Annotated in this window: 16 protein-coding genes; 14 read left to right on the top strand and 2 right to left on the bottom strand. The window is 56.2% G+C overall.

Annotated features, from left to right (window positions below):
• Positions 1-154: 154 nt before the first annotated feature.
• The 5 genes from cysQ to MLD24_RS20950 all read left to right on the top strand — a co-directional run bounded on the left by cysQ (position 155) and on the right by MLD24_RS20950 (position 5,686).
• The gene (gene cysQ, locus MLD24_RS20970) at positions 155-934 is read left to right on the top strand and encodes a 3'(2'),5'-bisphosphate nucleotidase CysQ (RefSeq protein ID WP_248169211.1); all 780 of its coding nucleotides are present in this window, start codon (positions 155-157) and stop codon (positions 932-934) included.
• 412 nt (positions 935-1,346) lie between these two features.
• Positions 1,347-2,624, top strand: a complete 1,278-nt coding sequence (locus tag MLD24_RS20965) for a fibronectin type III domain-containing protein (RefSeq protein ID WP_248169210.1) — start codon at positions 1,347-1,349, stop codon at positions 2,622-2,624.
• 141 nt (positions 2,625-2,765) lie between these two features.
• Complete coding sequence (cysC, locus tag MLD24_RS20960; protein WP_248169209.1) at positions 2,766-3,365, top strand: adenylyl-sulfate kinase; 600 nt, start codon at positions 2,766-2,768, stop codon at positions 3,363-3,365.
• A gap of 27 nt (positions 3,366-3,392) precedes the next feature.
• Positions 3,393-5,159, top strand: a complete 1,767-nt coding sequence (locus MLD24_RS20955) for an SLC13 family permease (RefSeq protein WP_248169208.1) — start codon at positions 3,393-3,395, stop codon at positions 5,157-5,159.
• A 287-nt stretch (positions 5,160-5,446) separates the two neighbouring features.
• The gene (locus MLD24_RS20950) at positions 5,447-5,686 is read left to right on the top strand and encodes a hypothetical protein (protein WP_248169207.1); all 240 of its coding nucleotides are present in this window, start codon (positions 5,447-5,449) and stop codon (positions 5,684-5,686) included.
• Positions 5,687-5,900: 214 nt separating this feature from the next.
• On the opposite strand, the gene MLD24_RS20945 is transcribed toward MLD24_RS20950, so the two are convergent.
• Both MLD24_RS20945 and MLD24_RS20940 read right to left on the bottom strand, forming a co-directional pair.
• Entirely contained in the window at positions 5,901-6,245 is a 345-nt protein-coding gene (locus tag MLD24_RS20945) for a DUF6447 family protein (protein WP_248169206.1), read from the bottom strand.
• A 38-nt stretch (positions 6,246-6,283) separates the two neighbouring features.
• On the bottom strand, positions 6,284-6,487 hold the full coding sequence (locus MLD24_RS20940) for a hypothetical protein (RefSeq protein WP_227171743.1): 204 nt from the start codon (positions 6,485-6,487) through the stop codon (positions 6,284-6,286).
• Positions 6,488-6,677: 190 nt separating this feature from the next.
• On the opposite strand from MLD24_RS20940, the gene MLD24_RS20935 reads away from it, so the two are divergent.
• From MLD24_RS20935 to MLD24_RS20895, 9 genes are all read left to right on the top strand, one after another.
• A complete protein-coding gene (locus MLD24_RS20935; RefSeq protein WP_248169205.1) occupies positions 6,678-6,938 on the top strand; it encodes a YfiM family lipoprotein in 261 nt (86 codons plus the stop codon).
• Between the two features lie 173 nt (positions 6,939-7,111).
• Entirely contained in the window at positions 7,112-8,863 is a 1,752-nt protein-coding gene (locus tag MLD24_RS20930) for a type I secretion system permease/ATPase (RefSeq protein WP_248169204.1), read from the top strand.
• Positions 8,864-8,904: 41 nt separating this feature from the next.
• Positions 8,905-10,371 (top strand): HlyD family type I secretion periplasmic adaptor subunit, encoded by a 1,467-nt coding sequence (locus MLD24_RS20925; protein WP_248169203.1) that lies wholly within the window; start codon positions 8,905-8,907, stop codon positions 10,369-10,371.
• A 4-nt stretch (positions 10,372-10,375) separates the two neighbouring features.
• The gene (locus MLD24_RS20920) at positions 10,376-11,689 is read left to right on the top strand and encodes a TolC family outer membrane protein (protein ID WP_248169201.1); all 1,314 of its coding nucleotides are present in this window, start codon (positions 10,376-10,378) and stop codon (positions 11,687-11,689) included.
• Between the two features lie 531 nt (positions 11,690-12,220).
• The gene (locus MLD24_RS20915) at positions 12,221-13,555 is read left to right on the top strand and encodes a glycosyltransferase family 4 protein (RefSeq protein WP_248169199.1); all 1,335 of its coding nucleotides are present in this window, start codon (positions 12,221-12,223) and stop codon (positions 13,553-13,555) included.
• A 189-nt stretch (positions 13,556-13,744) separates the two neighbouring features.
• Positions 13,745-14,731, top strand: coding sequence for a GDP-mannose 4,6-dehydratase (gene gmd / locus MLD24_RS20910; protein ID WP_248169197.1), 987 nt, complete (start codon positions 13,745-13,747; stop codon positions 14,729-14,731).
• A 476-nt stretch (positions 14,732-15,207) separates the two neighbouring features.
• Complete coding sequence (locus tag MLD24_RS20905; protein ID WP_248169195.1) at positions 15,208-18,546, top strand: DUF4214 domain-containing protein; 3,339 nt, start codon at positions 15,208-15,210, stop codon at positions 18,544-18,546.
• 295 nt (positions 18,547-18,841) lie between these two features.
• Complete coding sequence (locus tag MLD24_RS20900; protein ID WP_248169193.1) at positions 18,842-20,032, top strand: DUF4214 domain-containing protein; 1,191 nt, start codon at positions 18,842-18,844, stop codon at positions 20,030-20,032.
• A gap of 151 nt (positions 20,033-20,183) precedes the next feature.
• Positions 20,184-21,599: a DUF4214 domain-containing protein gene (locus MLD24_RS20895; RefSeq protein WP_248169191.1), complete on the top strand. Its 1,416-nt coding sequence runs from the start codon at positions 20,184-20,186 to the stop codon at positions 21,597-21,599.
• Positions 21,600-21,670 lie beyond the last annotated feature (71 nt).

Below are 21,670 nucleotides of genomic sequence, written 5' to 3'. Positions count from 1 at the left end.
GGTGGATTGGTTAGGCTCTTGAAACCATAGCACTTTCAGCCGCTTTCTTTTATCCCCCGTGAGAAATCCGGGCTAGCGGTAGCTGGGAAGTTGGCATTGCGTGGTAGGATGCTGGGCTGGTTCGCAAATAGCTTCATCATAGATTGGAGGTGACATGAATATTCCCCCTGGCGGGGCTTTGGTCCAGCGGGTCCTGAGCATTGCTGATGGCGCCAGCCAAGCCGTTATGAGAATCTATCAGACCGATTTCACGGTCAGTTTCAAAGCTGACGAGTCACCCATCACCGCCGCCGATCTGGCTGCCCACAGGGTCATCGATCAGGCTCTGGCCGAGTTGTCACCAGATATTCCCGTGCTGTCCGAAGAAGCCGCGGCCATTCCCTGGTCCACTCGTCGTCACTGGCACCGTTTCTGGCTGGTAGATCCCATCGACGGTACCCGTGATTTCACCCAGCGCTCCGGTGAGTTCACCGTCAATATTGCATTGATCGAGCATGGTGAGCCCGTGCTGGGGGTGGTCACGGCACCGGCGCTTGGTGAGGCATATTGGGGTGTCAAAGGCGAGGGGGCCTGGAAGCGGGAGGCGGATGGGCGTGTAAGACGCTTGTCAGTAGTAGTGCCTCCGGCCCGCAAGCGCGTGGTGGCGAGCAAGAATCATCTGAACGATGACACCCGAGCGTTCATCGAGTCGCTTGGTGATCATGAGCTGGTGCAGGCCGGCAGTTCGCTGAAGTTCTGTCGAATTGCGGAGGGCCGGGCGGATATCTACCCGCGCCTCGGGCCAACCTGTGAATGGGACACCGGTGCAGCGCATGCTGTGCTCAGTGCGGCAGGTGGCAAGGTGACGCGTTTGGACGGTTCGCCGCTGCGATATGGTAAGGAAGATGTGCTGAATCCGCACTTTATTGCCTCGGCAGCATGGTATCGGGGTTGAGCTTGTCTTTTGGTGACGGCTTGGTGTCACTTTTTGGTCGTAATTTCCGGCAGAAAGTCGACGCATATAACATTTTTTGACATTCACCGTGGTTAACATACCATTCGAGTCTTCTCTGAATGGAGTCACTATGTTTCCCCGAATGTCCCGTGTGTTCTCAAACGCCCGCGTCCTATCGGCAAACGGGGAATGTTGCCAGGCTGACGGCCCCAGCGGTCTGTCAGGCACGTTGTCGGAACAGCATTCCGCCGTTCGCTGTAAACCATCTTTATTATCTGTTTTCCCTCGTGGGTTACTCCCGGCTGCCTTGTGCGCCGTACTGACGGCTTGTGGCGGTGGTGGCTCTTCATCAAGTGATTCCGGCGGAGGCGACGTCCGGCCCGGATGGATCGAGGGCAGCGCGGTCAAAGGTGTGGTTTTTGATGGGCGAGTCCAGCTTTATCAGGCCTCCGGCAATCAGGGCAACAGCTGGGTGGCAGTGGGTCAGCCGGTTCGCACCGGGGCGGATGGCCGGTTCCGGGTTCGGCTGCCCGACGAGGTGGATGCCGAGACCTTGAAAGTCGTTCTCACTTCCGACAGCGTCACCCAAATGAAGTGCGATGTGCGGCCGGCGTGCCATACACCGGGCGGTGGCCAGGTGGCGTTTGGTCAGTGGTTCTGGCCGGGGAACGATCTCCGGCTGACGTCGGTGCTAGGTACCGCAAGCGCGTCTGAGGTCAGCGTCATTCTGAGCCCCCTGGGCTCGCTGGCCTACGATCTGTCGTTGCGTCAGAGTGGCGCGGTGTCCGAAAGCAGTTACTCCCAGGCGCTTCGGTTGCTTGAGAACGAATTCGGACTGGAGAGTGGGGTGCTCTCACAGCCCCAGGTGGATCTCTCGGTCGATACTGCAGCTACGGCGTCAGAGCCTCTGCTGGAATCCGCGTTGTTGAACGTAGCCTTCCTGGCGTTGGTGGGCGATGAGCGCTGGAATACGATGGGGCAGGTGTTTGACGCCTTTCGTCGTGAGCTGGTGGTCTCCGGTGAACTACCGTTCCTGACAGATTACTCCTTTGGCGTCAGCGCTGAATTGCTGTTGCTGGCGGCCAATGTGCAGGCGGAAGATCAGGTGTCCAGCCTTGCCGCAGATGGGCGGAATGGGGCGGGGTTTGAAGTTGCTGGTGGGGAGATCGTTGATACGCTGTTTGCTGGTGGTTACGCCGGAAACTTCGAGCCACAGCCAATCCCGAATCCTTATCCCGGCCTCCCTCCAGTGCCAGATCCACAGCCGGAACCCGACCCACAGCCGGAACCAGACCCGCAACCGGAACCTGATCCCCAACCGGAACCAGACCCGCAACCGGAGCCAGATCCACAGCCCGAACCTGACCCTGACCCGCAACCGGAGCCAAGGCCAGATCCCGAGCCACAGCCGGAGCCTGATCAGGACGTCAGGTTGAGTTGGACGGCGCCGGGTACCCGAACGGACGGTGACTCCATCGCGATGGGCGAGATTGCGGGTTATGAGGTTCGTTATGGTCAGGTGCCGTTCCTGGAGGATATGCTCCATAGCGAACGGGTGGCGGATGGTCAGGCCATGAGCGTTACTTTGGATGGCCTGGATGGCGGTACCTGGTACTTCTCCATCCGGACGCTTGATACACAGGGGCAATACGGGCCCTGGTCCGAGTTGGTCAGCACGGAGTTGCTTTAGCCTGGATAGGTCGAGGTGCGGCCTGGTGTCGAACCTCACCTTTTGCAGGAACCGGTCCCCAAGGTCTCGGTTTTCATTGCGGAATCACCGCCAGTTGTCCTACCCTTCAGTGCAGGAATAACCACAAAAAGGAACAGGGCATTGGACGACAACATCGTTTGGCATCAGCATCGGGTGACGCGGGCAGAAAGGGCTGCTATCAAGAAGCAGAAGCCGTGCCTGCTGTGGTTCACAGGGTTAAGCGGTTCAGGCAAGTCCACCATCGCCAATGCGTTGGACACAGCGCTGTTTGAGCGCGGGTACCACACGTTCCTGCTGGATGGCGATAACGTCCGTCATGGCCTGTGTAAGGATTTGGGTTTTTCAGAGCTGGACCGGGTAGAGAACATTCGCCGCATTGGCGAGGTCTGTAAGCTGTTCAGTGATGCCGGGATGATTGTGATGAGCGCCTTTATCTCGCCATTCGCCAGTGATCGGCGGCTGGTTCGCAACCTGCTCCCTGCCGGTGAGTTTATCGAAGTGTTCATGGATACCCCTCTGGCCACTTGCGAAGAGCGTGACCCCAAGGGGCTCTACGAGAAAGCCCGCGAGGGCGTGATCAAGGAGTTCACCGGCATTGACTCTCCGTATGAAGTGCCGGCCCGCGCGGAGCTGCGGCTCGACACGTCGGTCATGTCTGTGGATGCCTGTGTTGAGCGGCTGCTGGCCTACTTGCTGGAGCGTGGTCTCATTGCGCATTAACGCTCCTCTCGCCCCGACCTGTTAGCAATGGAATTTCCCGCGCTTTTTACTCTCCTGCTTCTTGTGCTGGTGTTGGCGATCCTGGTGTGTACCCGGGTGTCCGCAGACCTGGTACTGATGGCCGCGCTCGCGGTTTTGCTGATCTCCGGCGTCCTGACGCCTGAGCAGGCCCTGGTCGGGTTCTCCAATCCGGGCGTTATTACCGTTGCGGCGCTTTACGTGGTTGCCGCAGGGCTCAAAGAGACCGGGGCGGTGCAATGGATTGCGCGACACTTGTTGGGGCATCCGCCCACCCAGAGATCGGCCTTACTGCGCCTGGTGCTCCCAACGGGCCTGCTCAGCGGTTTCATGAACAACACCGCGGTGGTTGCCATGTTTATACCCGCCGTCCAGGGCTGGGCACAGCGTCTCGGGATACCGGCGTCCAAGCTGCTGCTGCCTCTGAGTTACGCCGCTATTCTGGGGGGCACCTGCACGCTGATTGGAACCAGCACCAACCTGGTGGTGGACGGCATGCTGCAAAGCACTCAGGGTATCCAGTTGGGGCTGTTCGAGCTGGCCTGGGTTGGGGTTCCGCTGTTGTTGGTCGGAACCGTGTATCTGGTGATCTTTGCGGACCGGTTGTTGCCGGATCGGGGTGATGTTAACGAAGCGCTTAGTCAGGTTCGCGAGTACGGCGTGGAAATGGAGGTGGTCCCCGGCGGTCCTCTGGTTGGCAAAACCATCGCAGAAGCCGGCCTTCGGGCACTGGCCTATGGCTATCTGACGGAAATCGATCGCCAGGGCCGATTGATCACGGCAGTCGAGCCTGATCGAACCCTGCAGGAAAAGGACCGGTTGTATTTTGTAGGAGCGCCTGAGTGTGCCAGTGAATTGCGGCGCATCCAGGGGCTGAAGCCGACGGCCGGTAGCATCCATAAGCTGGAAGTGGCCAACCACCAACGCTGCCTGGTCGAAGTTGTGCTGGGGCCGGAGTTTCCGGCGCTTGGCAAAAGCATTCGCGACAGCCGTTTTCGTACCCGCTTCAACGCGGTGATTCTGTCCCTGTCCCGGGAGGGACGTCGGGTGCCTGGCAAGCTGGGGGATCTGACCTTTCGCATGGGGGATACCCTGTTGCTGGAGGCGAGTCATCAGTTTGTGGAGCAGTACCGGTTCCGGCGGGATTTTCTGCTGGTCAGCGCGCTGAACGACTCCACGCCGCCGGATTTCCACCGTGCGCCTCGTGCTCTTGCGATTCTGGCGGTGATGGTGCTGCTCAGTGCGACCGGGTTGCTGCCGATCCTTCAGGCGGCGTTTCTGGCGGCGGGCGGGATGATCCTTTCTGGCGCATTAACGGCAAGCCGTGCCCGACGAAGTCTTGATCTGCCGGTGTTGGTGGTGATTGCGGCGTCGTTTGCTCTGGGCAATGCGATGGCGGTGACTGGTGCGGCGCAGTGGATGGCCGGCAACATCGCGGATTTGGGCGTAGCGGCACCCTGGCTGGCACTGGCTCTGGTTTATCTGGCGACGGTGCTTTTTACCGAAGCGATTACCAACAACGCTGCCGCAGTGCTTATGTTTCCGGTTGCCGCTGCTCTGGCCCATGAATTGCAGGTCAGTGTGTTGCCCTTTGCGGTTGCGGTCATGTTCGCCGCTTCCGCCTCGTTTGTTACGCCGCTGGGTTACCAGACCAATCTGATGGTGTATGGACCTGGGCGTTATCGGTTCATGGATTATGTTCGTTTGGGGAGCGTATTGAGCCTTTTGTCGGGTGTGGTGGTTGTTTCGTTGATTCCGTGGGTTTGGCCTTTTTAGGGGCGACCTAGTTAATCCTGGCGGGCTTCGGGTTTTGAGCGGCAGGAAAGCTGGTAAACTGACTTGGTCATTTTTCAGTTTCGCTGGCGTGTGCTGGCAGGCGTTTGGATTGGGCTCGGTTGAAACTCATGAAGATGGTCATTGGGGTTGGGGTGTTGGCTTCCATGCTGCTCGCAGCTTGTGGCGGAGGCGGTTCATCTGGCATGCCTCAGCATAAGCATGTAGCTGGCGCTTCCGGGAAGGGAGAGGGTGTTGCTACGCTTCGTTGGCAGGCACCGGGACAGCGCATGAGTGGCGAGTCACTGAAAATGGCCGATATCGAGTCCTATCGCTTGAGGTATGGTCAGGAGAGCGACCTTTCTGAGACCTCGTCCACCGATGTGATGATTCAGGACGGGCAGGGGATGGCGTTTCGGGTGACGGGGTTGCCGCCGGGAATATGGTATTTCTCAATCCGCGCGGTTGATCACCGGGGATGGGCGGGGCCTTGGTCTGAGATCGTAGGCAAGGAGATCGTAGCTAATTAACTGTAAGTGCCGATTGGCTTGGTCTAAGGGAAAATAGGCATAAAAAAAGGCCGACACGAATGCCGACCTTCTAGCAATTAACAGAATCGAGCTGGCTTAAAATTGATCAATTCAATACACATGCTACCGATAGTCTGCTTGGTGGTCAAGCAGATTCGTTATTTGATCTGCAATTTCCGGCTTTTCTGTTAACGCGTTGCTTTCACTGGATCTTTCATTGAAGCGTTGTGTTCAGAGTTTCCAGTTCGCGCTCCAGTTCGCCTGCGTAGGTGCTGCGCGCCGTGCGGGCAATTGAGAGTTCGAGTTCCAGTTCTTCGATCATGCGATCGGTTGCCTGCAGGTTACGTACCTGCGCTTGTGCGTTTTCGCTCAATGCATCCAGCGCGTACTCTTTTCCGTCAATCGTCACCTTCTGAGTCTCTGCGGCCTTCGGCGCGGCTTTAGCTGCCGTTTTGGTGGCGCGAGCTTTGGCTGGAGCCTTTTTCGCGGCAGTTTTGGTGGCGGTGGTTTTGCGAGTCGTGCTCTTGGTGGTGGATGCGGACTTCTTGGTGTCGGTCATTATCTAGGGACTCCTGGTAAAAATGGTCGGCGCTGCAATTACTTCTTGTTGCCAGGCTGGTTTTCGATGGTGGCCTTGAGGCTGTCGAGGTAGCGCGCCTGTGCGGTTTTGGCAATTGCGGTTCTCGCTTCCAGCTTCTGGATCAACTCGCTGGTCATCGCGGCCTGCCGGGCAAGTCGCTGAGCTTCCTCTGGAAGGTCGCTCAGGGAGTAGGTCTTGCCATCAAGAGTAAACTTTTCCATATAACGTCAAATCCGCTGATTTGGTTTCTGTTGTGCCGGGTCGTGCCGAAAAGCAAGGATTATACAGAATGCAGCGGTCAGTACCACAAGGCGTGCGGGCCCATTAACAAAACAAAATTTTCTCCGCCGGGGTTGCAATCAGGGCGTGGGGCAACCACGTAGGGGGTTCCAATCGACAAGGCGCAGTACTATGAGTAGAGCCATTCGAGACCGGTTGATCGCCTGGTTTCATGAGCCAGACAAATTGCAGCACATCATCATCAGTCTCGCTCTGGTACAAGGTATGTTGCCCTGGACCACAATCTGGCTATCGGTGCTGGTCACCTTCTTGATCGGTTTGGCCAAGGAAACCTGGGACGCTCTCTATGGCGCCGGGTTCAGTTGGGGAGACATCGTAGCCAACTGTTTGGGAATTGGCCTCGGTGTGATTCTGCTTTGGCCCTATCTATGAATTTTCTGTCAGGTTTTGCCCGCTTGGTTGTAATTCTCAGGTGCCTGCAGGCCGCGTCACAAGCGGGTTTGACACCCCTTCTGGCGGTGCCTAGAATGGCTGCCTTCCAATCCTCGGGCCTCCTAGCGGCTTGTTCATGCCTTTTATAACCAACCATATCGGTATCGCTTCCAATGTTTAAGAAAGCACCCACCCAGAAAGGTGACGCCACAGAGCTGGAGGACGCCTTAAAGGCTTGCAAAAGCGGCTTCATTTCTGCGGGCGTCTTCAGTCTGTTCATCAACTTGTTGATGCTGGTTCCTGCGATCTACATGCTCCAGGTCTACGACCGGGCGTTGGGTAGTCGCAGCGTTGAAACCCTGATCATGCTGACCGTGATCCTGGTGGGCTTGTTTATCACGCTGGCGCTTTTGCAGATGGTGCGTTCTGCCATCCTGGTTCGGGTTGGTAACAACATTGACCAAAGCATGAACCAGAAAATCTTCTCTGCCATGTTTCGACAGGCCATTGATAGGCCGGAGCGGCAAAGCGCCCAGCCTCTCAATGACCTGACGTCGCTTCGCCAGTTCCTGACCGGGCAGGGGCCGATTGCTTTCTTTGATGGGCCCTGGTTGCCGGTTTACATCGCGGTGATGTTCATGTTTCACGTCTGGTATGGCGTGTTTGCCATTATTGCAGCCATCATCCTGGTGGCCCTGGCCTATGCCAATGAGAAGTTCACCGGCAAATTGCTGGCGGAAGCCGGCCAGGCGAACATTCAGTCAACCGAATATGCGGGTTCTTGCTTACGTAATGCCGAAGTTGTTCATGCGATGGGGATGGAGAACAACCTCCGTAGCAAATGGCTTCAGCGTCATCTCAGCTTTCTGAATAACCAGGCCAATGCCAGCGATCGTGCGGGCATTCTCAGCAATGGCTCAAAAACTCTGCGGATGCTGTTTCAGTCCCTGATGCTGGGTCTCGGCGGTTATCTGGCTATCCAGCAGGAAATTAGCCCAGGTATGGTCATCGCCGGTTCCATTTTGATGGGGCGGGCGCTTGCGCCATTGGATCTGATGATCGCTTCCTGGAAAGGCTTCAGCAGTGCACGTTCTGCCTACACGCGCTTGAATGATTTGTTCGATAAGTACCACACACAGCAGTCTGGCATGCCACTACCTCCGCCTGAGGGGAACCTGAGCATTCAGTCCATGGTTGTGGTGCCGCCCGGAGGTCAGAGCGCTGCGTTGTCCGGGATCGGATTCGCGCTGGATAAAGGTGACATGCTGGCCGTTGTCGGCCCCAGTGCAGCTGGCAAGTCCACCCTGGCAAGATCGGTGCTGGGCATCTGGGCTTTGGCCAACGGTACGGTACGGCTCGATGGAGCCGACATTCATCAATGGGATAAATCCCAGTTGGGACCGCACATCGGTTATCTCCCTCAGGATATCGAGTTGTTCTCCGGAACCATCAGCGAAAACATCAGCCGTTTCGGGCAGCCAGATCCTGGGAAGGTTGTGGAAGCGGCCAAGCTTGCCGGTGTCCACGAGCTGATTCTTCAGCTACCGAACGGCTATGACACTCAGATATCCGTGGTTGGCGGTGTTCTTTCTGGCGGCCAGCGTCAGCGTATCGGTCTTGCCCGTGCTGTTTACGGTAATCCCAGCTTGATCGTTCTGGATGAACCCAATTCCAACCTTGATGATCAGGGTGAACAGGCCTTGTTGACGGCGTTGCAAGAGCTTAAGCGCCGTAAAGTGACCGTTATTCTTATCTCTCACCGTAAGCCAATTCTCCGGCTCGTGGACAAGATGCTGGTTCTCTCCGGTGGTCGTGCGGTCGCCTTCGGTGGTCGAGACGACGTCATGCGAGGGCTTCAGGACGGTTCGATCGCCATTGGTAATAAGCCTGCCGGTCGTGCGGCACTTCAGGGCGGGGGGGCGTAATCGTGTCAGATCAGAAACAGACAGGAAAAGGTGTAGAGAGCGTGGGTGAAAACGAGAAAAAGGTGCGCTCTGGCTCCGCAGGCAAGGATCAACTGAAGTCCGCCAAAGCGGGAGCGGTTGAAGAGCAGGAGTGGGAAGAGGTCGATGAATCGGCCGAGTTGCCTGGCGAGTTCAGCCGCGATGACGATGGTCTTGATCAAGATGCGTTGAAGGCGATCCCAACTGGGTGGTCGGCGCGGGTCCGGACCGGAATGATCATCCTCTTGGTCACCTTTGTGGGTTTTGGTGGCTGGGCTGCGATCGCGCCACTGGATGGTGCGGCTATTGCGACTGGCGAGGTCATGGTTGAGTCGCAAAATCGTGTGGTTCAGCATCTAGAAGGTGGAATCGTTGCTGATATACGGGTTCAGGATGGTGACCAAGTAGAGAAGGGGGAGCCGCTGATTATCCTGTCCGATACGCGTCCGAAGGCGGATTTGGCGATTGTGGATGCAGAGCTGGATGAGGTTCTCGGGAAAGAGGCGCGTCTGCTCGCAGAACGCGTTGGTGCAGATCAGATCGACTTCCCCGAGTCACTGGTCAGCCGAAGCGATCAACCGACAGTCAGCAGCATCATGGTTGGGCAGAAAGAGCTGTTCAATTCCCGTCGAGAGGGGCTGGAAGGTCGGTTGGCGATCTACGACCAGCGAGTTGACGCATTGAATGAGCAGATGCGAGGGCTTGAATCCCTGCTGGGGAATTCGCGCAATCGAATCGCCAGCTATGAGGAAGAGCTGGCCAATTGGCAGGCTCTTTATGAGGAGGAGTTGGCAGACCGAACCCGCATTAATGAAATGCAGCGGGAGTTGTTTCGTCTTCAGGGTGAGAAAGACTCAACTGCGGCCCAGATCAGCGAGCTGAAAGTTAAAGTTGGCGAAACTCGTTCAGAGATGTTGGTGGCTAAACAACAGTATGCTGAGGAAGTCGCTCAGGAACTCCGTGTTGCACAGCAAACGAAAGCAGATCTGTTGGCTCGTAAAGTCGCACTTGAGGATACGTTGAAGCGTACCACGATCGCGTCGCCTGCTACTGGCACTGTAGTGGGGCTCACTGTACACACTGTCGGTGGGGTGGTTAAGCCTGGAGAGCCTCTGCTGGAGGTCGTACCGAGTGATCAGGAGTATGCCATCAAGGCCAGGATTCAGCCCCAGGATATCGATCGGGTGGCTGTGGGGCAGCTGGCTGCTCTGCAGCTGTCTGCCTTCAATCAACAGATGTCCCATGTGATCGAGGGTGAGCTCACTCGGTTGTCTGCTGATGCCTTTACCGATGAACAGCGCGGCGAGAGTTATTATGAGGCGCGAGTTCGAGTCACCGACAAGGGTATGGAGCGAATGCAGGAGCAGGGCATGTACCTTGTCCCGGGGATGCCGGCAACCGTTCTGATCAAGACCGGCGAGCGGACCATGCTCGAGTACCTCCTGGAACCCATGACCAGAATGTTCCTGAGAGCATTCCGAGAGGAGTAAGGGCATGATTAAGAATAATGTACGCACTGGCCTGTTGTGTATTGGGTTGTCCGTGTTGCCAAGTGTTGGTGTCGCTCAATCCGTCATCACGTTGTCCCAGGCCTATGAGAGTGCTCTGCAGAACAATTTCCAGCTTCGAAGTGAGCAGGCGTCACTCAATGCCGAAGGCGAGGCTACCCGTGAGGCCTGGGCTGGTGTATTGCCCCAGATTACAGCAACAGCAAGCTATGGGGAGTCTCGTTTTACCCGGGATTTTAATGTCAATACATCGGTAACAGACACTGACGAACACACCCGCTATGAAGTCAGTTTGAGTCAGGTGATCTACTCTCAGAAAAGCTTCGACGGCATTGGTCGAGCTAATGCCGGAGAGGATCGCAGCCGGGAGGAGTTCAACCTGAGTGTTGTAAATACCGGATTTGATGCAGTGAAAGCCTATCTGGCGGCAGCAGCGATCAAGCGGGAGACTGCGGTACTCGAGCAGGAGTTAGAGAGTCACCAGCGTCGTTTGCTGCAAATGCAGAAAAAGCAGGAGCGAGGATTAGCCACGCGTGCTGATGTGCTGGATGCCCAGACTTCTCGGGATCAGACCATTGCCGAGTTGGCGGGGCTCCGAACCGAGCTTTTATCGGCTCGACAGCAGTTTGTGGCGGTCACGGGGCTGAGCCTTGATGAGGCAAGCTTGGCACCTGTCGATGAAAGCAGGTGGCAGCGGGTTCCTGATCTGTTGCAAACCGACTGGTTGGAGGTGGCGCTCAAAAACTCCGGTGATTTGAAGGTTGCAAGGGCGGATGTGCAGTTCAATGAAGCGACCCAGGATTATGAGCGTGCGGGCCATTTCCCGGAGCTGTACCTGAATGCCCGGTATACCGAGAACGACACATTTGCGACTAACCTTCGTGAAGAAACCCGGGTAGAGGTGCAATTCCGTCTGCCAATCTACAAAGGTGGGGCGACATCTGCGCGTTCCCGGCAGGCGGCCTATCGCAAAGAGGCCTCAGTTCTGGCTTTGCAGCACCAGGAGCAACTTGTCAGGGTCGAGATCACTCGCTTGGTGGAAGGGCTTCAGGGTAGTCATGAGCAAATCAATGCACTGAAGACCGCACGGATTTCTGCTGCTCAGTCACTTGAGGCTGCCGAGCGTGGCTTCGAAGGTGGTGTGCGCAGTTTGACGGACCTGCTTGAGGCCAGAAATCGCCTGTCCAGAACAGAGCGGGACTTGGTCAGTGAGGTATACAAAAACCTCCGTATGCAATTTGAATTGAAGCAGATTGCTGGCGTTTTGAGCCGGGAAGACCTTCAGGGGTTGACGCTTTAGGTTGGTTGAGCATTGTTTCCTTTACCCATGTTAAAAAGACTCTTAACATGGATTCGCAGCCATCCTTGGCTGTTTCCTACCTTGATGGGGGTCGTGAATCGGCTTCCATGGCTGAGGGCGAGACTCCGCGATTGGGTGGAGTCCGCCACAGCACCTTTTCCTTCGGGCAGTAATCTGGATGGGTTGGAGCAGTTGCTCTCGGCTCAGAAGACCCCGGATCTTCCCCTCGCCCAGTGTGTTTTCATTCAGTGCTGCTCTTCGCAAGAGCGGGACTCAGCCCCGTTTCAGCGTCTCCGTAATGAATTAGAGGCAAGAGGCGTTAGCGTTGAGTGGATATCACCACAGGCCTTTCTTGCCAGTCCTTTGACGGCGTCCGCGGTGGTTTGCCTGGGTGATTCGTCCCAGTATTCATCCTGGCTTGTTCGCGTACTTATTTCTCGTCGTATTCCTGTTTTGGCGCTATCGGCTGAGCGCGACTGGGCAAGTGAGTGGTCGCAGTTTGATCGGCAGGCTGGCTTTCAGGATGTCTCTGTGCCGACATTGGATGATGTCCGCTTCATGGCATCTGGCGCCAGTGGTTTGTTGGTTGATGACCCGTTGCAGGCCGACAGGGCCGTGCGCTTCCTGATAGGGCACTTGGCGTCAGTTTTCACAGAGGATGCCGACGCCGTTCTGGAAAGCCTGTTTAATCCCCGGCGCACGAGCTTCCCTGCACAGCGAACACTGTTTGTGGATGTCTCGGACATTGTCCGAATGGACCTCAAAACCGGTATACAGAGGGTGGTGCGCCGAATCACCGAAGAGCTCTTGAGAGCGCCACCGCCCGGTTGGCGTGTGGAACCCGTGTACGAGCGGGCAGGGCAATACTACCTGGCCCGCCAATTTACCCATGACCTGCTGGGGCTGACATTACCGGAGCCGAATTGGCGCCCGGACGCAGAAGCGAAGCCCGAGCCTGGTGATCGATTCCTTGGACTCGATTGGGCCCAGCCGATGGTGCATCGGGCGAGGGAGACGCTCGAGCACTGGGAGACGATTGGAGTTGAGCGGTTTTTTGTGGTTTATGACCTCTTGCCCCTCCAGATCCCTCAGTATTTTCCGAGAGACTTTCAGGATGAGATGGAAGTTTGGCTGAACGACATCGCCACCCTGGGAGAAGGGCTGCTTTGTATTTCCCGGACAGTTGCTCAAGAGGTGAGTGAATGGTTGGGTGCAAACAACTTGCTGAAAGGGGGCAGGCCCTGGGTTCGGCACTTCCCCCTGGGGGCTGATCCGGAAGGTGTTTCAGAAGCTCCGGTGCCCTTGCCGCAGTTGACAGTCAACGACTCATCGCCGTTGACCCTGTTGATGGTCGGTACGCTGGATGGTCGCAAAGGTTATCAGCAGGTACTCCAGGGGGTCGAGCAACTGTGGCGGGCCGGTGACGATGTCCGGCTGGTGATCGTCGGTCGGGCCGGTGCGCAAATGGGCGGGCTGGCGAAAACGCTGCGGGAACACAAGGCGGCCTGCGGGCCTGCTGCCAGGCTTTACTGGCTTGAGCATGTCAGCGATGCCCAGTTGGCGTGGCTGTATCAGGGTTGCGATGCGTTACTGTGCGCCAGCGAGGGCGAAGGCTACGGTTTACCGCTGATTGAAGCGGCCCGGCAGGGTTTACCGATTATTTCCCGTGACCTGCCTGTCTTGCGGGAAGTAGCCGGTGACGGCGCGATCTACTTCTCAGGCATGAAGCCGGAATCCATCAAAGAGGTGGTTTTGCGTTGGCGGTCTTTGAAAGAGACTGGCCGGGTGCCTGCACCAGCACCACCGGGGCTGGTGAGTTGGGAAGAAAGCGCGAAAACGCTCTGGGAAGCGCTGTCCCGGGATTGACCTGGCGCAACTTTGAAGCAGTTTGGGCGACGGGGTTTGGGGCGGATGTGTCGCGTGGCGTCATTAATCTTTAGTAAAAGGATGGTAAGGGGAGATTTGGTTGGCAATGCTGCTAACGGCTCACCAAATTTGCTATGCTCTCGCGCTTGATTCTTGTCTGTATCTTTTCTAACCGGATTCCTCACATCTATGACTACCAAAAGCGCGCTCATTACCGGTATTACCGGCCAGGATGGGGCCTATCTAGCCCAGTTGTTGCTCGAGAAAGGCTATCGTGTGGTTGGCCTTGCCCCCCGCCGCAGCTCGACGGATACCAACCTTGCCCGCCTGGAGTGGCTGGGTGTCGCCGACAAAGTGGAATTGATGGATGGCGATCTGACCGACCTGGCCAGCCTGATTCGTTGTGTGCAGTTCGCAGACCCGGATGAGGTCTATAACCTCGGCGCCCAATCCTTCGTCAAAACCTCCTGGGATCAGCCAATACTGACTGGCCAGGCAACCGGCCTGGGTGCGGTTAACATGCTGGAGGCTTTGCGAATCGCCAAGCCCAATGCGCGCTTTTACCAGGCCTCGACGTCTGAGATGTACGGGTTGATCCAGGAGCCGATGCAGAGCGAGACTACCCCGTTCTACCCCCGTTCTCCTTACGCCGCCGCCAAGCTCTACGCCCACTGGATGACGGTGAACTATCGTGAAAGTTTTGACATGTTTGCCTGCAGCGGCATCCTGTTCAACCACGAATCTCCGCTGCGCGGGCTGGAGTTTGTGACCCGCAAGGTCACTGACGGCGTGGCTCGCATTAAACTAGGGCTGGCCGATGAGCTACGACTTGGCAACATCGATGCCAAGCGGGATTGGGGGCATGCCCGGGACTACGTGAAGGCCATGTGGCTGATGCTGCAGCAAGACGAAGCCGACGATTTTGTGATCGCCACCGGCCGTACCACCACCGTGCGGGACATGTGCCGGATTGCGTTCGATGCCGCCGGGCTGGAAATGGACAAGCACTTGGTGATCGACCCCGCGTTCTTCCGCCCTGCTGAGGTGGACGTGCTGCTGGGGAATGCCGGCAAGGCCCGGGAAAAGCTGGCCTGGGAGCCGGAAACATCGCTGGAGTCGATGATTCAGGAGATGTACAAGGCCGATTTTGAGAGGCTGTCCACACAGTCAAAATAGTGGTCGAAAGAGTTACATAACCTTACATATTAAATCGCAGTATGAGCTAGTAGGGGTATGTTGTAGATTTTTCGACCGGTATGTATTATACAGGGGCTTCCTGGGCTGCCCGCAGACTGTTGTGCTGGGTGGTTTTGGCCAGCTCGCCCGGTAAGGGTGCGCTCTGTGCTTTTATGCGCACTCCGTGTGCCGAAATAGTGCGCTGGTCAGGACAGGTAGGTCACCGGCCAACCTGTCTCCGGTGTCATGGAAGTGTCACCTGCTGTCACTAGCATGACCCGATCACCGGATTCCTGTAGGGCCACAGGCTTTACAGAGAGAAAGGCTACGGATTAGAATCCGTGCTTGCGCAGTGGGATCTGCGCAATTGTTGTGAAGTGGCTAGAATGGCACGGCCCCAGCGTGTCGCTGGTTCGTGTTGTTTTACCTGCTATAAATTGATCAATTTATTAGCAATACAAAGATGGAGAAAGCACATGGCTTTTAACAGTAACGAGCTTGGTGTTATCCGCACCTACGTTGCAATCACTGGCGAGGCCCCGACTCAGTCCGAGTTTGAAGCCGCGTTTGAAACTACCGGTATGGACGCCCTGGCGACCGCCCTCCTGGAAGGTCGTCCGCAGCAGAGCAACCAGGCGTTTGTAGAAAGCCTGTACCAGAACCTGCTGGGTCGTGCAGCTGACGCTGAAGGCCTGCAGTACTGGACGTCGTTGCTGAGCGCCTCCGCTGGTCAGAACCAGCTCAGTAAGGCCCGTCTTGCCGCTGAGTTCCAGAACAGCGCTGCTCAGAACGCTGCTGATGAGCCGGGGCTGGTTGATGGCACTACTGGTCTCACATCTGTCGATGGCGATTTCAAAGAGCCTGGTCCTGTTGGTCCTGAACCCGATCTCGACTTCCAGTTTGAGTTTGATACGTCCAAAGGCGCGTCTGACGTTAAGGGCTGGACCCATACTGAGTCCGATGAGACTGGCGAAGTAAGCGAAGAAAACGGTGCTGACACCTACATGTCCAACACCCACAAGATCTACAACGTGGGTATGAACGCGATTGACCAGGGCACCGCTTCCATCTCACGCGACTACACTTTCAGCGCTGAAAACCAGCTGGGTGACCACGGCCACTACGAAGCCTACTTCCTGTCGCCGATCCTGGACAACGTTGTTACCAATCTGGGTACTACGCTGACCGTTGAAGTTATCGACCGTATGGCCGAAGCCAACAACAAGGATGCGGCACTGAGCCTGGTGGCCATCGAGTCCTTCAGCTTCCGTCTGAACGGTGAGCAAGTTGTTGTCGGTTCTGACGACATTCTGAACGCCACTACGTACGAAGAGCTGGAAGCGGCCATCGAGGCCCGTATCAACGAGCTGGCGGTGGACAACGAAGCTCTGAAGAACGTTTCTGTTGATCTCGGCGCAGACTTCACCCGTCAGCAGGTTGATCCGGATACTCTGGTAACCACCGGTGCCAACGTTCTGGGTACCCAGATCGTAATCACTGCAACCGGCAGCAACGTGATCGAGCGTGGCGGCTTCAGCTTCGGTGAGCGTTCTGGTGTAGACCGTAACGTTGACCCCTCTGGTCGTCAGGATACCGAGGTTCTGGGCTCTGAAAGCAGCCTGATTTCCACCAACCTGGAATTCAAGAACATTGGTTACGGTTCTCAGGGTGGTAGCGTAAACGTTTCTGGTCAGTCCCTGTCCGAAACTGGCGTTGAAGAGTTCAACGTGACTGCTGAGAAGCACGACCTGGGCCTGGGCGTCTGGCTGACCGAGCTGTCCTCACAGCCGCTGAAAAACCGCGCCAAGAACACTCTGGAAGTGATCAATCTGACCGGCAACGCCGACTACTTCCACGTTGGTGAGGAGCAGTCCGCTGCCCTGAACGATCAGGAAGGTGCGGTACTGGCTGGCAAAGAAAACGCCGGTATCACCGACGTGCGTTTCTTCAACGCTTCCCAGTTCAACCAGAACGTCAAGCTGAACGCTCAGGTAACTGACGATGTAATCGCCCGTGACCTGAACCGTGGCGACGGTGCAGACGATGCAGCCGCTGACAACGTTGTATACACCTACAACCTGGGCGGCGGTAACAACGATCTGTTCCTGTCCTTCAGCCAGTCTGTTATCGCTCACGAAGATGCCGCTCTGAGCATCACCACCGGCAACGGCAACGACAAGGTTCACCTGGTTCTGGACAACGACGACGCTGCTCCGTCCAACTGGTACAGCAACCAGAAAGACCAGAAGAACATCGTTATCAACACCGGTTCCGGTAACGACACCGTTACTACCGAAGGTGCTGGCGACGCCACCATCGTGACTGGTGCAGGCGCAGACACTGTTTACGCCGACAACTCCGGCGAGCAGGGCTTCGATCTGGACAACGACGCTGCTACCGCAGACGAGTTCTTCAAGGCGCACTGGGTATTCAACTCTGAAAACCTGGACGTACAAGACCTGCTGGGTGGCTCTGGTTCCCCGCTGACCGGTACAACTGGTGAGTCCGGCCCGTACTTCCTGTACGAGTCCACGCTGACCGTCACTCTGTCCGGTGCAGGTGCTACTCCGGCTGGTGGTCTGACTGGCGCAGCTGCTGACGCCTTCGCCAACGGCTTTGAAGTGACTGTTGATGTTCCGACTGGTCAGAACTACGCCGCTACCGAGCGTCAGATCAACCAGGCGATCAAAGACGCCATCAACAACAACGCAGTGATGAACAAGCTGCTGGTTGCTATCGATGGCCCGAACGATACCCTGATTGTACGTTCCCTGATCGATGGTACGTTCAACAACACCGACCTGGATGTAAACATCCAGACCGGCACTCTGCCGACCGCCGCTGCTGAACTGAGCCAGCTGCAAGCCGCTTGGGAAGCGTTCAACAACACTTCCAACCCGGCCGCTCTGGACCAGGCAGCCCTGCAGGCGCAGGTTGATGCTCTGGTTAACCCGGCCAACACCGACGGTCACTACGAAGGTGCGGGCGCTTGGGATAACACTGGTGCAGAAACCACCGCAGCCGACGCCATCCTGGGTCAGCTGGACGATGCCGGTGCAGCTACAGACGTAACTGGTGCTGACAGCGCTGTTGAGAGCAACAACGTAATCAACGTTGGTGTTAGCCAGGACGTAGTGGTTATGGGTACTGGTGCAAACAGCAACGACATGCTGGTTTACACTGGTTACAACAACGGTGAAAACACTGTTGTTAACTTCGTTCAGGACGACGACGGCGTAGCCGGCGTTAACCAGAACGGTGTTGACTTCATCAACTTCACCAGCTACCTGACCACTGAAATCGACGCTTCCGGTTCTGGTGCTGGCAACTCCGCCAACCCGGCTCCTGTTGAGTTTGAAGCTGCTGGTAGCATCAACGGTAACACTGTTTCCATCATCACCTTCGCAGGTGACGGCGGTAACGCTCAGCAGACTTGGGATAACCTGAGTGCTTCCAACCTGGTTGCCCTGCTGAACGGCACTGCTGCATTCGGCGACGCTGCTAACACTGCTGCGTTTGACGCTTATGATGCAGACAACGGTGAGACCAACATGGGCTCCGGCGCAATCGGCGCAATCATTGGCAACACTAACAACCATATCTTCATGGTTGAGAACGATGCCAACGACGGCGAGTACAAGATCTTCCACGTGACTTCTACTCGTGTGGCTGATGCTGACGCCGGAAGCTTCAACACCAGCGCCCAGCTGGTCGGCACTGTGGATCTGGGTGCGTCCCTGTCCACCAACGAGCTCGACATGGAGCTGTCTCTGGTAGGCTCTGCCGAGTGGGCTGCTGAGTCTGGCCTGGCGTAAGCCTGAGTCAGAACCTGGATACAGGGTTCTCCTGGAGAGCCCTGTCTTCCAGCGATCAGTCAGCTGTGGCTGATCGAGCCTGGAAAACCCCGGTCTTGGACCGGGGTTTTTTTATGCCTGTATTTCCGGGGCGTTGAAGTCACCGGCTGCTCTCCTGGAGTTCGCGACGGTGACCGTTGCCTTGGTAAAGGCGCTTGGCTTAGACGGTTTACCTGATATAAGGTGACAGATCATAGTGTTGTTCAATGGAGCGAGCAGGCGGCCAATGTGTTGGTAGCCGCAAGGAGGAAATGCCATGTCTTTTAGCAAGAATGAAAGCGCTGTTGTAGAGGCTCATGTAAAGGGAACCGGGGCGATGCCTGTTGGTGTGCTCATGAGTGCTAGCGCCAGCGACCCCTATCTCGAATTCAGTCAGCAGGAACTCAGTCTGGTTCGCACATTCATTGCCCTCACTGGTAAACCGCCTACACAGACTCAGTTGGAAATATCATTTTCCTACTCTGACCTTTGGAGCCGTGGTTCAAGTCTCGCGCTGTGCAGTGCTGGTATGGAGGACGAAGCGTTTGTCACCATGCTGTATGAGAATCTCCTGGACCGTGAGCCTGATCCGGAAGGATTGGCTTATTGGGTCGGCATGTTAAGTCCCGCTGCCGGTAATGAACCATTGGATAAGTCGGTCTTGGCTATCCACTTCCAGCACGCCGCGGCGATGAATGCAGAGAATGAAGCTGGCCTGGTGGAAGGCACGGATTGGCTATATCCAACACGATTAGACTATGGGGATATCGCGGTTGATCCGGCGGATGGGTTGATCAATGTAAGTACCTTTCAACTGGATGAGGCGGAAATTGACTTGGCGGACTACCGTCATTCAGACGGCATCGTCGGGCTGAGTTTCAGCGGTTGTGATCACGAAAACCAAGTCACCATTCTCAACTTTGTACAGGACAGTGACGGTGAGGCCGGAAGCGAGCGGTCTGATCTGAACTACCTGAACTTTCTGGACTACCTTACCTCCGAGACTCTGGTGCCGGGTGGTGAAGGTCGGGTCGAGTTCATGCCGGTGGAGTTCGAAGATTCAGCCAGCAGTTTAAAGGGTAACACCGTTTCAATCGTGACATTTCAGGGGGCGGGTGAAAGCGACAGCCAAACCTGGGACAACCTGTCCGCTGGCGACCTTATCGCGTTGTTGAACGGAGTGGCTGGTTACGGTGATGCCGCCAATTTGGCGGTGTTTGATGCTTACGATGCGGATAACGATGCCTTGGGTGACGGGTTCGCCAGCAACCACATTTTTATGGTAGAGAACGATTCGAATGCTGGCGAGTACAAGCTTTTCCACGTCACCTCAACCGGAATGGCAGAGAATGAGACCGGTGATTTCGACGCGAGGGCTTATAAGATAGGCGTCGTGGATTTCGGTAGCGCGCTATCAACCAATGAATTTGATATGGAAGACTCGTTGATGGGGTCCAGCAGTTGGTAGTAGATGCGCTCGCTGTTTGATTGAATTGTTCAAAGAGAAGTCGGATGAGCGTTCAGAGTAACTGGGCGTTCTTTTCGAACAAAAGACCTACCGTCATCAATGGACGAATGAACGATAGCCGGGATCAGCGGCTTAAAGGAGGGAACCAAAGATGTTTAACCCTGGTGAACACGTGGTTATCCGCACTTACATTGCCATCACAGGCGAAGCCCCCACTCAAGAGCAGTTTGAGGCTGCGTTTAGTCATACCGGGCTCAGGGCGTTATCCACAGAGTTGACCAGTGCCAGGCCCGCGCAGAGCAACAGTGCCTTTTTGACCGATCTTTACGAACATTTGTTGAATAGAGCGCCTGACGCGGAAGGGTTTGAGTACTGGACAGCGTTGATGAATGGGGGCGAGCTTAGTCAATCAAAATTGGCGACCGAATTTCAGAATTCAGCCGCAGTCAATGCCGCCAATGAGCCAGGGCTGGTGGACGGAACGCCGGGGTTAAACCCCGTTGACGGGGCGTTTGTTGGCTATATTGATTCGGCCATGGCAGACCTCAGAAGTGGTCAAAATACCGAAAGCGGTCTCAGATCGCTTCACGACGATTCTGTTGAGATCGAAACCATGCTCAGCGATGGCGATGTGGTCGAGTTCAGTGGTGATGAGCGCGCGGTAATTCGGGTATATGTCGCTCTTACCGGTGAGCCCCCTGCCCAGGCCGAGCTTGAGGCTGTGTTTGATGATTGCTCTGGCTTTTTTGATCTTTGCCACGATCTCAGTATGGAGAATCCCGAGCTCAGTGATACCGAGTTCGTCACGATGTTGTACCAGAACCTGTTGGGTCGAGAGCCTGATCCAGATGGGCTGGCGTACTGGAGCGCGCTTCTTGATGAGGCTAGCGGTAGAAATCAGCAAAGCAAGTGGGGGCTTGCAGGGCACTTCCAGAATACCGCGGCACTGAATGCGGTTAATGAGAGTGGGTTGGTAAACGACACCTTTGATCTTGATCCGACAGGGGAAACCTTTAGGGACTATGCAGACGATGCTCCGTTATCAGACCCACCGCCAGAAGACACGCTGTATCTGGGCGAATTTGCGGATCAGGAGCTGGATCTGGATTTCGGCAGGGGCGAGCAGGTCAGGCTCGTTTATGAGGGGTACGATAATGGTGGCGTCACGGTCAGAAACTTCGTTCAGGACACCGATGGCCAGGCCGGTAGCAGCGTGGAGGGGATCGACCACCTAGATTTCCGGGATTACTTAGTTACCTGGGTCGAGCTGGACACAACCTGCCATCCGCTGTCCCGAGCCCCGGTTGAGTTCCTCGGCAACGCTGATGAACTGGTAGGCAATACGGTATCCATCATCACCTTCCAGGGTGCGGGGAATAGCGCCAGCCAAAACTGGGAGAGTCTGGATGAAACCATCCTGGTTTCTTTGCTCAACGGAACGGAGGCATACGGTGATGCGGCCAACACAACCGAGTTTGGCGATTACGATGCCGATAATGGTGGGTCCGCGATGGATGGGTATCTGGGAGGCATTGAGGGAGGGCGAACAAACAATCATATATCCTGATGTCAGACAATAACCGCAGCACTTTGAGATAACGAGGTGGAGGAAGGAGGGTCGCTGCCGGTACCCTCATT

The organism is Marinobacter xestospongiae, from assembly GCF_023156385.1.
GTDB classification, from domain to species: domain Bacteria; phylum Pseudomonadota; class Gammaproteobacteria; order Pseudomonadales; family Oleiphilaceae; genus Marinobacter; species Marinobacter xestospongiae.
Note: the sequence above shows the minus strand (reverse complement) of the source record. Positions and strands in the feature narration are given on the sequence as shown.

Bases quoted from the DNA above. Each gene is read 5' to 3' on its own strand.
- MLD24_RS20940 (WP_227171743.1), bottom strand. From the start codon at position 6,487: ATGGAAAAGTTTACTCTTGATGGCAAGACCTACTCCCTGAGCGACCTT.
- MLD24_RS20900 (WP_248169193.1), top strand. From the start codon at position 18,842: ATGTCTTTTAGCAAGAATGAAAGCGCTGTTGTAGAGGCTCATGTAAAG.
- MLD24_RS20920 (WP_248169201.1), top strand. From the start codon at position 10,376: ATGATTAAGAATAATGTACGCACTGGCCTGTTGTGTATTGGGTTGTCC.
- MLD24_RS20905 (WP_248169195.1), top strand. From the start codon at position 15,208: ATGGCTTTTAACAGTAACGAGCTTGGTGTTATCCGCACCTACGTTGCA.
- MLD24_RS20955 (WP_248169208.1), top strand. From the start codon at position 3,393: ATGGAATTTCCCGCGCTTTTTACTCTCCTGCTTCTTGTGCTGGTGTTG.
- MLD24_RS20950 (WP_248169207.1), top strand. From the start codon at position 5,447: ATGAGTGGCGAGTCACTGAAAATGGCCGATATCGAGTCCTATCGCTTG.
- gmd (WP_248169197.1), top strand. From the start codon at position 13,745: ATGACTACCAAAAGCGCGCTCATTACCGGTATTACCGGCCAGGATGGG.
- MLD24_RS20935 (WP_248169205.1), top strand. From the start codon at position 6,678: ATGAGTAGAGCCATTCGAGACCGGTTGATCGCCTGGTTTCATGAGCCA.
- MLD24_RS20945 (WP_248169206.1), bottom strand. From the start codon at position 6,245: ATGACCGACACCAAGAAGTCCGCATCCACCACCAAGAGCACGACTCGC.
- MLD24_RS20895 (WP_248169191.1), top strand. From the start codon at position 20,184: ATGTTTAACCCTGGTGAACACGTGGTTATCCGCACTTACATTGCCATC.
- cysQ (WP_248169211.1), top strand. From the start codon at position 155: ATGAATATTCCCCCTGGCGGGGCTTTGGTCCAGCGGGTCCTGAGCATT.
- MLD24_RS20930 (WP_248169204.1), top strand. From the start codon at position 7,112: ATGTTTAAGAAAGCACCCACCCAGAAAGGTGACGCCACAGAGCTGGAG.